Here is a 12,521-nt window from a genome sequence, read left to right on the forward strand (position 1 = left end):
TATGACCGAAACGACCAACCCCGGCGCAGCGCCGTCCGTGCAGTTGCACGGTGTCCACCACACGGCGCGACCCACCTGGAAACTGGCCGAAACCGTGCATTTCTACCGCGACCTGCTCGGTCTGCCGCTGGTGCATGCGATCTCCGCCAAAGGCTGGGGACCGGACAACCATGCTGATTTCCTGCACTTCTTCTTCGACAGCGGCAACGGCAGCACCATCGCGTTTTTCTACTACATCGGCACCGAGCGGCCCGGCTGGCTGACCGTGCGCGAACACTACCAGGACCGCGCCACCCATACCGCCTGGCGCGTGCGCGACGAGGCCGAGCTGCTGCAATGGCGCCAGCGCGTCGAGGCGGTGGGCATTCCGCTGCGCTACCAGATCCGCCATGAGGTGATCGAGTCGATCTACTTCAACGACCCCAACGGCTACCCGATCGAAATCACATGGCAGGTGCGGCCGTTCAGCGCAGCGGATGCACTGGACGCGAAGCTGACCCTGGACGCCGCCATCGCCCTGGAAACAGCGTCCGGCGACGGCACGCCGTTTGGCTCGATCGAGCCGGTGTGGCAGCGCAAGGGCGCGTCGATCGGCAACGGGGCGACGGCCGCCGGCAAGGCGTCGGTGTTTGTGCTCGACGTGCCGGAGTTTGCCGCGCTAATCGACGTCGCCGGCAAGACCGAGGGCTACGCCACCGCGGCGCTTGGCAATGGCTATGTGCGCATCGACGGCAACCCCGGCATCAGCTTCCGGCGCAAGGCGCTGGGCTTCAAGCCGGCGGTCTGGTATGGCGCGCTCACCGGCGGCCTGGCCGGACGCATCGAGCAGTTCGACATGGATGCCCTGGTCATCGCCCCCGGAGATGCAGCATGAAGATCGCCATCATCGGGGGCGGGCCGTCGGGCCTGTTCCTGTCGATCCTGCTCAAGGAGCGGCTCGCCAAGGTCGACATCGACATCTACGAGCAGAATCCGGAAGACGCCACCTTCGGCTTCGGCGTGGTGCTGGCGGATACCGGCCTGTCGAGCCTGCGCGCGGCGTCGCCGACCGTGGTGGACGAACTGGCCCGGGCGATGCGCTTCAGCGACCGCCATTCCATCGTCAGCCACGAGTTCCCGATCACCATGAAGCGCCCCGGCGCGGGCGGCGGCGCGATCCCGCGCATCCGCCTGCTGCAGATCATGCAGGCCCGTGCGCGGGAACTGGGCGTGCGGATCAGCTACAACCAGCGCATCAGCGATTTCGCGGCGCTCGAGGCCGACCTGGTGGTCGGTGCCGACGGTGTCAATTCGCTGCTGCGCGGCGCCAATGAGGAGGGGTTCGGCACCCGGCGCCACAGCCTGACCAATCATTTCGCATGGTACGGCGTGGAGAAGGCGTTCCCGAACCCGGCGCTGGTATTCCGCAAGCACCAGGGCGGGTACTTTGTCGCGCACTACTACCCGTACTCGGACTCGATGAGCACCTTCGTTGCCGAATGCGATCACCAGACCTGGATCGATTTCGGCATGGAGGCGATGACGCCGGAGCAGCGCCAGGCGCTGTTCGAGCAGGTGTTTGCGCCGGAACTGGGCGGCTACCGGCTGGTGTCGAACAACTCGGTGTGGCGGCAGTTCCCGGTGATCGTCAACGACACCTGGCATGTCGGCAACCAGGTGCTGATCGGCGATGCGCTGACCAGCGCGCATTTCTCGATCGGTTCCGGCACGCGCATCGCGATGGAGGATGCGATGGCGCTGGCCGATGCCATCGTCGCCAACCCGGGCGACGTGCAGGCAGCGCTGCGCCGCTACGACACGGTGCGCCGCCCCGAGAAGGCCAAGCTGATCCGCGCCTCCGAGGCCTCGTACAACTGGTACGAGCGCATCCGCGAGTGGATGGAGCTGCCGACGCCGCATGAATTCGTGTTCCGCTTCATGACGCGCACGGGCCGGGTCGACCTGAACCGGCTCAGGGAGCAGTACCCGAACCTGCTGGCCGAGCTGACCGCGGCCGGCGTATCGGTCGATGCGGTGGCCGCGGTGGCGGCGGAGCGGCAGCCGTGATCCGCGCGACCGAGTACGTGCTGAGCACCGCGCCATTCGTGGTGCGCCGCACGGTGCGCTGGGGCGACTGCGACCCGGCGGGCGTGGTCTACACCGGCCGCTTCACTGACTACCTGCTGGGCGCGGTCGGGCTGTTCTCGGACCACATCGCGGGTGGTGCGGGGCGCCTGGGTGCCGCGCACGGCGTCGGCACTCCTTGCAAGGCCATGCGCTTCGAGTTCGTCGGCACGCTGTGGCCGGACGACGTGACCGACATCGAGTGCTGGGTGCAGGCTATCCGTACGCGCTCCTACGACATCCGCTGCATGGCGCGCCGCCCGGATGGCGCGCCGGTGTTCGACGCGGTCTTCTCGCCGATCTGCGTGCGGCTGGACGAGCGTGTCGGCACGCCCATACCGGACTCGCTGCGCACGGCGCTGTCGGCGTTCCTCCGTCCCGCCGCGTAGCGCGGCTTTCCCCCGCCATTCCCGCAACCATCATGCAATACAGAATCGGACAGATCGTTCCCAGCTCCAACATCACCATGGAGCGCGAGGTGCCGGCCATTTTCGCCGGCCGCATGCAGGCCTTGCCTGAGCGCTTTTCCTTCCATTCCAGCCGTGTGCGCATGCACCGCGTGGTCGCGGAAGAACTGGAGAAGATGAACCGCGACATGGGCCGCTGCGCGCAAGAACTGGCCGATGCGCGCGTCGACCTGATGAGCACGGCCTGCCTGGTAGCAACCATGTGCATGGGCCAGGGCTACCATCGCCAGGTGATCGAAGACCTGAACGCCGCCATCGACGGGGTGCCATACCAGCCAGCGATCATGACCTCGGCAGGCGCGCTGGTGGAGGAACTCAAGGACTTTGGTGCTAAGCGCATTGCACTGCTGGCGCCGTACAGCGACGCGCTGACGCGGACGGTGGTCGACTACATCGAAGGCGAAGGCATAGCGGTCAAGGACGCCATCAACTTCTCGATCCTCGACAATCTCGATGTCGGCGCCCGCGACCCGATGCAGTTGTTGCAGGACGTCAGGCGTCTGGATACCGCCGGTGTCGACGTGGTGGTGTTGTCGGCGTGCGTGCAGATGCCATCGCTGCCGGCGATCGAACCGGCGCAGCTGGCACTCGGCATCCCGGTGACTTCCACCGCCGTGTGTACCGCGCGCCAGATGATGCGCCGCCTGGGCCTGCGCGCCGAGGCGCCGGGCGCCGGCGCACTGCTCGGCAGCAAGGCCGGGCTCGCCTGAGCGGACCACTGGTGTCATCACCGCCGCCCGCAGAGGCGGCCTGCATCCTGGAACCGGAGACAAGCTATGCAGCAAGCCCCACAACCGGCGCCCCGCGCCGGCAGATGGACCTATGCCGCCGTCATTCTCGGCGCGGCGCTGGGAATGCTGGCGGGCTACGCCCCGCTATTCAATGCCACCGCCGGCGTGTTCGTGCGGCCGCTGGCTGCGGAGTTCGGCTGGGGGCGCTCGGAAGCGTCGTTGTCCTACGCGGCCTCGATGTTCGGGCTGGCGATCGTCAGCCCGCTGGTTGGGACCATGATGGACCGCTACGGCATCCGCCGTGTGATCGCGGTCTCGGCGCTGGTGTTTGGCCTGGCCACGGCGTGCATGGCGCTGCAGAACGGCAGCAAGGCACTATGGGTCAGCCTGTCGGTAGTGGTCGGCGTGTTTGGCGCGGCCACGTCCGTGCTGGGCTACCTGGCGGTGCTGCCGCAATGGTTCGACCGCCGCCTGGGACTGGCCCTGGGCATCGCGATGTGCGGCCTAGGCGCCGGTACCGTGCTGATGCCTGCCACCGCGCAATATCTCGTGACCGGCTATGGCTGGCGCACCGCGTATGTGGCGCTCGGGCTAGGCTCGATCGTGCTGTCGCTGCTCGCCTGCGCGCTGCTGCGCGAACGGGTTCCAGGTCGCGCGGCAAGCCGCCGCGCGCCGGCGCCCGCCACCGCAGGCGTTCCGCTCGGGCAGGCGGTGCGCAGCTACCGCTTGTGGGCGATCTGGGTCGTATTCGTGCTGGGGTCGTCGGCGACGCTTTCGCTCGGTCCGCATTTGCCGGCAATGTTCGCGGACAAGGGCTTCAGCCCCGCCGATGCGGCCCGCAGCGCCTCGATGGTCGGCGTCGGGCTGCTGATCGGCCGAATCCTGACCGGCGTGCTGATCGACCGCATCCACGCGCCGCTGGTGGCGTGTGTGTTCTTCTTCGGCGGCGCGATCGGCATCTACCTGCTCGGCGTCACCAATGATTATCAGGTACTGCTTTTCGCCACCGCGCTGATCGGCCTCACCATCGGCGCGGAGGGAGACCTGATTTCCTTCCTGGTGCGCTCGTACTTCGGGCTGCGCGCGTTCGGCGCGCTGTTCGGCATTGCATTCTCGGGCTACGGCTTTGGCGCGGTGATCGGGCCGGTGGGGCTGGGCGTGTGGTTCGACCGACATGGCAGCTACGCGTTGCCGCTGCTGTTGCTGCCGTGCATGCTGCTGGTGGCAGGGGCGCTGGTCTTGTCGTTGGGCCGCTACCAGCGGCATGGCGCCCGCGGCGCCGGCGTGCCGGAGCCGGCGGGAGCCTGAATTTTTCGAACGGGGTGGGGCGGAGTAGAATTCCCATGGCCGCAATTTCCTTGCGGCCATGCCTACGAACGGTCAAACCGAAGATGCCTGCCGCCCGCAAATCCCCAGCCGTTGCCAGCAAGACCGCCGCGTCGTCAACCGCGCCGGCCGCGCCGCGCCGCCGCGGCCGTCCGCCGAAGACGGATTCCCCGATCGGCGCCGAACCCATGCTCAGCCGCGTGGCGATCCTCCAGCACGCGATCCGGCTGACCAAGACCGTGCCGCTGGACCAGATCTCCATGGTCCAGCTGGCCAAGGATTTCGGCGTCGCGCCAGGCCTGATCCACTATTACCTGGGCGGGCGCGACCAGCTGGTTTCCGGGGTGCTCAACGACTACTACCGCCAGCGCGTCGGCCGGCTGCCTTCGCTGACGGGCGACTGGCGCGCCGATGTGGAAGCGATCGCCCGGCTGAGCTTCGAGGTGGCGGTGGAGAACCCCGGCGTCAGCATCTACGTTGCCTCCCACAACCGCTTCCGCCTGTTCCAGGACGTCGAGCCGGGGGAAACCGACTACGGCATGGAGTTCTTCAACCGCATGACGTCGGCGATCATGCAGGGCGGCTTTACGGCCGAACAGGTGGCGCTGGGCTACCACCTGATCGCGCAATACCTGGTTTCCGCCAGCATGGCGGAAGCTTCACGCCAATTGCCCGTTTACCACCAGAGCTTTATCCAGAAGAAGCTCGAATCCGCATCCGAACTCCAGTATCCCGGCGCGCGCTTTGTCAGCAAGGCCTTCTCCAGGCTGTCTTCCGATACCGCGTTCGAAGAAGGCCTGCGCATCACGCTGGACGGCATCGAGGCATGGCAGCAGGACAAGCGCCAGCCCGCGCGCAAGCCACGCAGCAAGGCCGCCTGAAGCCGGTTTCCCGTAGCCACCGGCGTGCCGCCCGAGGCGCGCTGAGTCGCCCCGTAGCCCCCTCCGTCCGTAGTGGTAAGTCCGTATTTGATACATAGGCAATTAATCTAGAATTAATTGACGCTATATCAAATAAGCATCGCCGCGCCGCCCCCGGCAAGCGATGCATGGCCACTACATACGGGAGACCACATGAATCGTCGCGCCTGCCTCGGGCTGTTTCTTCTCGCCGGGGTGACTGCCCCGGCCTGCGCCAACGCTGCCGCGTATCCGGACAAGATGGTGCGCATCGTGGTGCCATCGATCGCTGGCAGCGCGCCGGACATCATCGCGCGGCAGGTGGCCGAGCGCCTGACCGCAACCTGGAAGCAACAGGTCATGGTCGAGAACAAGCCCGGCGGCAACGGCATCATTGCCATGAACGTGCTGCGTCAAGCGGCGCCGGACGGCTACACGCTGGGGCTGTTCCACGCCGCCGCGGCGGTGATCACGCCCATGATGTACAAGGAGGCAAAGTTCGACATCCAGCGCGATACGGAAGTCGCGTCGACGCTGGCCTATACACCGATGATGTTCGTGGCCGATCCCAAGGCCGGCTACCAGAGCCTTGCCGACGTGCTCAAGGCCGGCAAGGCACATGCGGACGAAATTGCCATCGGCAGCCCCACGCGCGGCTCGGTGCCGCACCTGACCGCCGAGATGATGGGCCAGCTGCAGCAGGCCAGGTTCCGGCAGGTCAGTTTCAGCGGCACCACGCAGGCGATCCAGGCCGTGGTGAAGGGCGATGTCCCGGTCTACGTCGACGGCATTGCACCGCTGGTGCCGCTGGTGCGCAGCGGCCGGCTCAAGGCGCTGGCCGTCACCGCCGATACGGCGTTGCCCGGGCTCGACGGCATCCCGCTGGCGAAGGATGTGGCGCCTGGGCTGGTGGTCAAGGGCTGGTTCGCCTTGTTTGCCCCCAAAGGCACGCCCGCCGCGGTGCTCGACGAAGTCAACGCCGCGGTTGGCCGGACGCTGGCGCAACCGGCCTTTGTCGCACGGCTGAAGGATCTTGGCACCTACCCGATGGCACAGGGCCGCGAGCCGAGCGCCCGCTTCGTGCAGGCGGAAAAGCTGCGCTGGGAGCGCGTGATCCAGCAGGCGGGCGTGAAGCCGGAGTAGGTGGTCAACCAGGACGAGCAGACCATGAACAACAACACAATCCGTACTGCGCCGACCTCGTGGCCGACTACCCGTCGCTGGTGCTGTTCGGCACATCGGACAGCCTGAGCGGGCGCAAGCTGCCCGTATGCGTGTTCGGTCCGGGTTCACGTGGCAAGCTGCCGCCGATCAACGGCAGCGCCAGCGGGGTCTCGGCGATTGTTTCGCCGGACAACCCCCCCGCGGCACCACTGCCATGACCGAGGCGATATACCCCGCCTTTGCCACCGACATCAACGACAACATCCTCGACAGCCCAGCCCCAGCCGCAACCTGATCCGGCTGGCCCAGGGCGCCGACGTGCTGGTGCACGAGGTGATCGTGGTGCATTCCCATACTGCGGTGGAAGATGCCGGGGCGGTGGCGCAGGCCGCCAGGGTGAAGGTGCTGGTGCTGTCGCACCTTGCGCCGGCGGACAGCGCACAGGGACACTGGGCCCGGGCAAAGCAGGGTTTCGATGGGGAGGTCGTGGTCGGCAAGGATCTGCAATGGATACCCTTGCGGCCGACCCGGCCCGGCTCCTGAGCGAGCCCGGGACAGGTGCGGGCGCGGCGCCGACATCGCCGGCGCCTGCGTGCCCGTCATGGCTGGCTCTGTGATAAAGGTACGCCTGTGCCTACCCCATCGCGCTCCAACGCGAATCCGCCATGTTCCAGGTGCTCGCGCCTTGCCCATCCCTGTCGCCCTATGTCGACGGCTACTGGTTCGTGCAGGACCTGGAAGGCGCCTACGCCGGCAGCGATATCACCACCTGCCCCTACCCCGGCGCGGTGTTGTCGGTCAACTTCGGCCGTCCCAACGCGATGGTCGGCGGCCCCACCGTGCCCACGGTGTCGCTGCTGGGCTGCCAGTCGGCCAGCCGGCGCTGGCGGTCGTGGTCCGACACGTATTTCGTCATGGCGATGCTGAGCGGGGCCGGCCTGGCGCGGCTGTTTCCCGGCATCGGGCCTGATTGCAGGGACCAGTTGCTGGATCTTGCCGGGTATCTCGGCGACGGGGCCGTCCATGCGTTCAGCGCCGACCTGAGCGCCGCCTGGATGCCGGCGAAAATCGTTGCCAGGCTGGACGCATGGTTGCTGCGGCGCCTCGCGGCGCTGCGGCCGCCGGCCGCGCTGCAGTCGATGCGCGCGGCCCACGCGTTGTTGCGCCAGGGCCGGCAGGTACAGGAAGTCGCCGCGATGATGGCGGTCAGCCGGCGCCAGCTGAACCGCTGGTTCGAGCAGCAGCTGGGACTGGGCCCGAAGCAGCTGATGGACCTGGAGCGCCTCCAGCACAGCATCCAGGCAGTCCAGCGGGGCGCAGCCGATGCGCTGGATGGCTACTGCGACCAGGCCCACCAGATCCGCGCGTGGCGCCGGCGCGTGTCGCAGACGCCGGGCGCCTATGGGCGAAGCGGCCCGTCGCCGCTGGCGGCGTCATTCGGGCAGCGCCCGGCCGGTGCGCCGGCGTTCTACCTCTGAGCCGGGCGCAGGGGCTCGCTGCCCGGCCAACCGTGTCCCAAACGTTCAATACAGCGTTCCCGCGCGGTCGCATGCTGGCGGCCTGAACGGAGAGAACCATGAACGCTGCAACCCTGCCGCCGGAGCGCGGTTTCATCACCTACACGGATGGCACCACCGTTTTCGAAGGCTACGTCGCCAGGCCGGCGGGCGTGGCGGCATCACGCACGCCGTGCGTGCTGCTGGCCCATGAGTGGAGCGGCCTGAACGCGGCGATGCGCCGCTGCGCTGACCGCTTCGCGGCAATGGGCTATCTGTGCTTTGCTGCCGACGTGTACGGCAAGGGCGTGCGCGGCGACGAGCGCGGCGACAACGCGCACCTGATGGGCCCGCTGATGGCCGACCGCGGCTTGCTGCGCCAGCGGCTGCTTGCCGGGTTCCAGGCGGCGCAGCGCTTGCCGGGCGCGGACCCGCGGCGGATGGCTGCGGTGGGCTACTGCTTCGGCGGCCTGTGCGCGCTCGATCTGGCACGCGCAGGCGCGCCCGGCCTGGTGGCTGCGGTCAGCTTCCACGGCGTGCTGCAGCCCCCGCGTCTCGGCGCGCAGGGCCCGATCGGCGCCAGCGTCCTGCTGCTGCATGGCTGGGAGGATCCCATTGCGCCGCCCGCGGACGTGCTTGGCATCGCCACGGAGCTGACGCAGGCCGGTGCCGACTGGCAGTTGCATGCGTATGGCCATGTGCGTCATGCGTTCACGTTCGAGGGCGCCAACTTTCCGGAGCGCGGCATTGCCTATGATGCCGCGGCCGACCGGCGTTCGTGGGCGGCATGCGAGGCGTTCCTGGCGGAGCGTTTCGCGGTGGGCGCCACCGGCACGCCGGCGTAGGCCGCTCAGAGCGCCTGTTGCCGCGGCAGCCGCGCGCGGCAATGGCACCAGCGTCGGCGAGACCCCCCGGTGCCGATGCGGTTTCCTCCCTGACGCTAAAATCACAGGATCTTTGTCCTTCGCGAGAACAGCATGGAAGAGCTGGCCGGCCGCATCGCCTTCATCAAGGAGGCAGAGCGCCTGAAAAACGTCCTGCGCAGCGCGCATACGTCGACCGGGCGGCGCGAGAGCACCGCCGAGCATACCTGGCGCCTGTGCCTGATGGCGATCACCTTTGCGGACCAGCTCGGCGCCGTGGATATGGCCCGGCTGTTGCAGCTCTGCGTCATCCATGACCTGGGCGAAGCCTTGCACGGCGACATCCCCGCGACCGAGCAGGCCGGCACGCCCGGCAAGTCGGAGCAGGAGCGCGCCGACCTGGTCGAGCTGACCAGGACGCTGCCGCAGGCGCTGCAGGCCGAGTTCCTGGCGCTGTGGGAAGACTATGAATACGCCGGATCCCGCGAGGCGCGGATCGTCAAGGCGCTCGACAAGCTGGAGACCCTTATCCAGCATAACCAGGGCCTGAATCCGCCCGGTTTCGATTACGCGTTCAATCTCAGCTACGGGCAGAAGCACACCGCCGCGGAACCGCTGTTCGCGGCGCTCCGGGCCATGGTCGACGAGGAGACCCGGGAGCGCGCCGCCGGGAGGTGAGGGGGACGTGGAAGGCGCGGGCGCGCTTTACGCGCGGCCCTGCATAAGTTTGCGGCTTTGATGGGGCGTCAGCCCCTTCCACCGGCGATACGCGCGAAGGAAGTTCGACACCTCGCCGTACCCCAAGGCCTCGCCCACCTGCGTCAGCGTCAGGCCGCTTTCCAGCAGTTCATCGGCGAGCGATTCGCGCACTTCCTCTTGTAGCTGGCGAACGCTCGTCCCTTCTCCCGCAAGCCGCCGATGCAGAGTGCGTGAAGTCATGTTCAGGTCGGCGGCCAGGGTTTCCAGGCCAGGCAGCGAACCCGGCCTCGCGACAAGCCGCGCGCGCCTCAAGCGCGGCAAAATTGCTGTGCCGCCGCCGTAACAGCGGCGTTGCCGGCAGGATGAGGCGTGCCATGCCTTGTGTTTCCCGACGCACTAACCGCCCGCCGCCGCCGCGGCGATCCTGCCGCCGGCTTGATCCGGATTAAGCGCCCGGCGCCTGCGCCTCCTAGACTGCGTAAGTACCCGTCAACGTCAGGAATCTCACGGAATCACGTCATGGACTTCAGAACCATAGTGGTCGACCTCGGTGACGATGCTGCCCGAGCAGCGCGCATTGCCACCGCCGCCCGGCTCGCCGCGCGATCCGGCGGCACCGTGGTCGGGCTGACGGCAACCGGAACTCGCCTTGAGCCGTTCCGCGGGGCAGGTGAAGAGGCAGGCAAATACGCTTCGCTTGCCGGCAGCCATCTGCACCAACTGGTTGCCAGTCACAAGGAAGCGCTTGGCGCCGGGACCGGGCAAATCTCGCCTGGCATTGCCACGCGGCATATCGTCATCGATGCCGAGCCCGGCTGGGCGCTTGCCGAACAGGGCCGTTACGCGGATCTCATCCTGCCCGCGCCGCCATCGTCCGAAGCCGATGTGCCCGCGCTGATGGCCTCGGCGGCGGACTACGCGATGCTTAATGCCGGTAGACCGATTCTGCTGGTACCAAGCCACGCCGGACCAGGCCTCGGTGGCCATGCCGCCATCGCCTGGAACGGCGGCCGCGAGGCCGCGCGGGCTAGCCGACGCATTGCCATGGCTGGCACATGCCAGCGCGGTTTCCGTCCTGGTCGTCAGCGCGGGAAAGCGTGGTCCTGCCGTGGAGGAACAAGCCTACCGCGATAGCGCGAACCGACTGGTAGCCTGGCTGGCCAGCCATGGCGTCGGTGCCAGTGTGCGGACCGGCGAGGGCGACCCTGACCTCGTCCTGCCGAAACTTGCGCGCGCGGCTCAAGCCGACCTGCTGATCGCCGGTGGCTATGGCCGCTCAAGGCTGCGGGAAATGATGCTGGGCGGAACGACCCGCGCCTTGTTGCGGCAGCAAGGCGTGGCAGTGTTCATGTCGCATTGACGCGCTCGCGGGCGCGGGGCCGGCCGGGAGGGTCGCCGTGCGTGCTCGGTATGTGGATCAGCCTCGGCCATGCGGTGACGCGGCCCGACAGTGGCGGGTAAAGTGGCCGCTGGTTCGCTCAGGGCCGGATTGCTGGTGCAGCCAGTCACCGATGACAGGCATGGCAACTATCCTTTTCCGTAGCGTCGATCCGGGCGATGGCGGCGAACGCCTGGTCGAGGTCCGCCAGCAGGTCCGGCACCGCTTCGAGTCCAATATGCAGGCGGATCACGGTGCCGTGCGCGGACCAGTCGGCAACGCTGCGCGCGCGGCGCATGTCGGCCAGCATGGCCAGGCTTTCGAAGCCGCCCCAGGATGCGCCGATGCCGAACAGTTTCAGGTGGTCGACAAAGCGCTCCGGGGCGACCGGGGCCTGCGACCGTAGCGAGAACGAGAGCAGGCCATTGGTGCCGTGGCAATCGCGCAGCCACAGCACGTGGTTGGGATCATGGGGCAGGGCGGGGCAGAAGACCTCTGCCACCTCGGGCCGTTCGAGCAGCCATTGGGCGACGGCGAGCGCGCCCGCCTGATGCTGCGCGAGCCGCGCCCCGAGCGAACGGATGCCCCGCTGCACCAGGTAGGCATCGTCCGGGCTCACGGTCATGCCAAAGGCATCGGCCATCGTGGCCAGCGGCTGCCACGCGGCCTCGGTGGTGCACACGGTGCCCATCATCACGTCGGAATGGCCCCCGAGGTATTTGGTGGCTGCCATCAGGGAGATATCGGCGCCCAGCTCCAGCGGACGGTAGAGCATGCCAGAGCCCCACGTGTTGTCCGCCGCAACCAGGGCGCCGTGCGCATGCGCGCAGGCCGCCAGCGCGGGCAGGTCGCACATTTCGTAGGCAAGCGAGCCCGGCGCTTCCACATAGACGAGCCGCGTCTCGGGACGCAGCTTCCCCGCGAGATCCGAGCCATTGGCCGCATAGAAGTCGGCCGCGATGCCGTGCTGCCGCAGGAAACCACTGGCCAGATTGCGTACTGGCTCGTACACGCAGTCGGGCAGCAGCACTTGCTGCCCGGGGCGGACATAGGCCAGGATAGTCATCGCAGCCGCGGCCAGGCCTGACGGAAACAGCCGAGTCCGGTGGCCGCCTTCCAGCGTCGTGACCATGTCCTCGAGCGCGAAGTTGGTGGGATTGCCGCGCGCGCCATACGTGAACAACCGTTCGGTGTGGCGCCGCGCGCGCATTTCGCGCTGCTGCGCGACGGATTCGAACAGCACGGTGCTGGCGCGCACCACGGGCGGGTTCACGGGCTGGCCCCCGGGCACGCTGGCGGTGCGTCCGGCGTGGGCGATACGTGTGGAGAGCGCTTTCGTCATGGCTTGCCTGCAGGTTGGCGCGAGGTGCGCAAGGGTCGTCGCAAGGCGCGTGC

Annotated in this window: 16 protein-coding genes; 13 read left to right on the plus strand and 3 right to left on the minus strand. The window is 67.9% G+C overall.

Annotated elements, in window-relative coordinates:
* Nucleotide 1 precedes the first annotated feature (1 nt).
* The 12 genes from ACOCMH_RS08665 to ACOCMH_RS08720 all read left to right on the plus strand — a co-directional run bounded on the left by ACOCMH_RS08665 (nt 2) and on the right by ACOCMH_RS08720 (nt 9,727).
* The gene (locus tag ACOCMH_RS08665) at nt 2-874 is read left to right on the plus strand and encodes a VOC family protein (protein WP_427306533.1); all 873 of its coding nucleotides are present in this window, start codon (nt 2-4) and stop codon (nt 872-874) included.
* Nucleotides 871-2,046, plus strand: coding sequence for an FAD-dependent monooxygenase (locus ACOCMH_RS08670; protein WP_427306534.1), 1,176 nt, complete (start codon nt 871-873; stop codon nt 2,044-2,046). Before ACOCMH_RS08665 ends, ACOCMH_RS08670 begins: the two co-directional genes overlap by 4 nt.
* Nucleotides 2,043-2,492 (plus strand): acyl-CoA thioesterase, encoded by a 450-nt coding sequence (locus ACOCMH_RS08675; RefSeq protein WP_427306536.1) that lies wholly within the window; start codon nt 2,043-2,045, stop codon nt 2,490-2,492. The genes ACOCMH_RS08670 and ACOCMH_RS08675 overlap by 4 nt, the downstream gene beginning before the upstream one ends.
* A gap of 32 nt (nt 2,493-2,524) precedes the next feature.
* Nucleotides 2,525-3,280: a maleate cis-trans isomerase family protein gene (locus ACOCMH_RS08680; RefSeq protein ID WP_427306537.1), complete on the plus strand. Its 756-nt coding sequence runs from the start codon at nt 2,525-2,527 to the stop codon at nt 3,278-3,280.
* A 66-nt stretch (nt 3,281-3,346) separates the two neighbouring features.
* A complete protein-coding gene (locus ACOCMH_RS08685) occupies nt 3,347-4,609 on the plus strand; it encodes an MFS transporter (protein ID WP_427306539.1) in 1,263 nt (420 codons plus the stop codon).
* Between the two features lie 83 nt (nt 4,610-4,692).
* Nucleotides 4,693-5,508, plus strand: a complete 816-nt coding sequence (locus ACOCMH_RS08690) for a TetR/AcrR family transcriptional regulator (RefSeq protein ID WP_427306541.1) — start codon at nt 4,693-4,695, stop codon at nt 5,506-5,508.
* Nucleotides 5,509-5,700: 192 nt separating this feature from the next.
* On the plus strand, nt 5,701-6,669 hold the full coding sequence (locus tag ACOCMH_RS08695; protein WP_427306543.1) for a Bug family tripartite tricarboxylate transporter substrate binding protein: 969 nt from the start codon (nt 5,701-5,703) through the stop codon (nt 6,667-6,669).
* Between the two features lie 59 nt (nt 6,670-6,728).
* On the plus strand, nt 6,729-6,908 hold the full coding sequence (locus tag ACOCMH_RS08700) for a hypothetical protein (RefSeq protein ID WP_427306545.1): 180 nt from the start codon (nt 6,729-6,731) through the stop codon (nt 6,906-6,908).
* Nucleotides 6,909-7,032: 124 nt separating this feature from the next.
* Entirely contained in the window at nt 7,033-7,233 is a 201-nt protein-coding gene (locus ACOCMH_RS08705; protein WP_427306546.1) for a hypothetical protein, read from the plus strand.
* A 122-nt stretch (nt 7,234-7,355) separates the two neighbouring features.
* On the plus strand, nt 7,356-8,168 hold the full coding sequence (locus ACOCMH_RS08710) for a helix-turn-helix domain-containing protein (protein WP_427306548.1): 813 nt from the start codon (nt 7,356-7,358) through the stop codon (nt 8,166-8,168).
* Nucleotides 8,169-8,266: 98 nt separating this feature from the next.
* Nucleotides 8,267-9,031, plus strand: coding sequence for a dienelactone hydrolase family protein (locus ACOCMH_RS08715; RefSeq protein ID WP_427306550.1), 765 nt, complete (start codon nt 8,267-8,269; stop codon nt 9,029-9,031).
* Nucleotides 9,032-9,163: 132 nt separating this feature from the next.
* Complete coding sequence (locus tag ACOCMH_RS08720; RefSeq protein WP_427306551.1) at nt 9,164-9,727, plus strand: HD domain-containing protein; 564 nt, start codon at nt 9,164-9,166, stop codon at nt 9,725-9,727.
* 27 nt (nt 9,728-9,754) lie between these two features.
* On the opposite strand, the gene ACOCMH_RS08725 is transcribed toward ACOCMH_RS08720, so the two are convergent.
* Together ACOCMH_RS08725 and ACOCMH_RS08730 are read right to left on the minus strand one after the other, a co-directional pair.
* Nucleotides 9,755-10,069 (minus strand): helix-turn-helix domain-containing protein, encoded by a 315-nt coding sequence (locus ACOCMH_RS08725; RefSeq protein ID WP_427306553.1) that lies wholly within the window; start codon nt 10,067-10,069, stop codon nt 9,755-9,757.
* Between the two features lie 183 nt (nt 10,070-10,252).
* Nucleotides 10,253-10,735: a hypothetical protein gene (locus ACOCMH_RS08730; RefSeq protein WP_427306554.1), complete on the minus strand. Its 483-nt coding sequence runs from the start codon at nt 10,733-10,735 to the stop codon at nt 10,253-10,255.
* 121 nt (nt 10,736-10,856) lie between these two features.
* On the opposite strand from ACOCMH_RS08730, the gene ACOCMH_RS08735 reads away from it, so the two are divergent.
* Nucleotides 10,857-11,108: a universal stress protein gene (locus ACOCMH_RS08735; RefSeq protein ID WP_427306556.1), complete on the plus strand. Its 252-nt coding sequence runs from the start codon at nt 10,857-10,859 to the stop codon at nt 11,106-11,108.
* Between the two features lie 145 nt (nt 11,109-11,253).
* On the opposite strand, the gene metC is transcribed toward ACOCMH_RS08735, so the two are convergent.
* Nucleotides 11,254-12,468, minus strand: coding sequence for a cystathionine beta-lyase (metC, locus tag ACOCMH_RS08740; RefSeq protein ID WP_427306558.1), 1,215 nt, complete (start codon nt 12,466-12,468; stop codon nt 11,254-11,256).
* Nucleotides 12,469-12,521: the final 53 nt, after the last annotated feature.

Origin of the sequence: Cupriavidus sp. H39, assembly GCF_050271075.1 — a bacterium.
GTDB lineage: Bacteria > Pseudomonadota > Gammaproteobacteria > Burkholderiales > Burkholderiaceae > Cupriavidus > Cupriavidus necator_B.

Coding starts and splice junctions, on each gene's coding strand:
- ACOCMH_RS08690 (WP_427306541.1), top strand. CDS start 4,693: ATGCCTGCCGCCCGCAAATCCCCAGCCGTTGCCAGCAAGACCGCCGCG.
- ACOCMH_RS08715 (WP_427306550.1), top strand. CDS start 8,267: ATGAACGCTGCAACCCTGCCGCCGGAGCGCGGTTTCATCACCTACACG.
- metC (WP_427306558.1), bottom strand. CDS start 12,468: ATGACGAAAGCGCTCTCCACACGTATCGCCCACGCCGGACGCACCGCC.
- ACOCMH_RS08730 (WP_427306554.1), bottom strand. CDS start 10,735: ATGGCCACCGAGGCCTGGTCCGGCGTGGCTTGGTACCAGCAGAATCGG.
- ACOCMH_RS08665 (WP_427306533.1), top strand. CDS start 2: ATGACCGAAACGACCAACCCCGGCGCAGCGCCGTCCGTGCAGTTGCAC.
- ACOCMH_RS08695 (WP_427306543.1), top strand. CDS start 5,701: ATGAATCGTCGCGCCTGCCTCGGGCTGTTTCTTCTCGCCGGGGTGACT.
- ACOCMH_RS08670 (WP_427306534.1), top strand. CDS start 871: ATGAAGATCGCCATCATCGGGGGCGGGCCGTCGGGCCTGTTCCTGTCG.
- ACOCMH_RS08680 (WP_427306537.1), top strand. CDS start 2,525: ATGCAATACAGAATCGGACAGATCGTTCCCAGCTCCAACATCACCATG.
- ACOCMH_RS08720 (WP_427306551.1), top strand. CDS start 9,164: ATGGAAGAGCTGGCCGGCCGCATCGCCTTCATCAAGGAGGCAGAGCGC.
- ACOCMH_RS08710 (WP_427306548.1), top strand. CDS start 7,356: ATGTTCCAGGTGCTCGCGCCTTGCCCATCCCTGTCGCCCTATGTCGAC.
- ACOCMH_RS08685 (WP_427306539.1), top strand. CDS start 3,347: ATGCAGCAAGCCCCACAACCGGCGCCCCGCGCCGGCAGATGGACCTAT.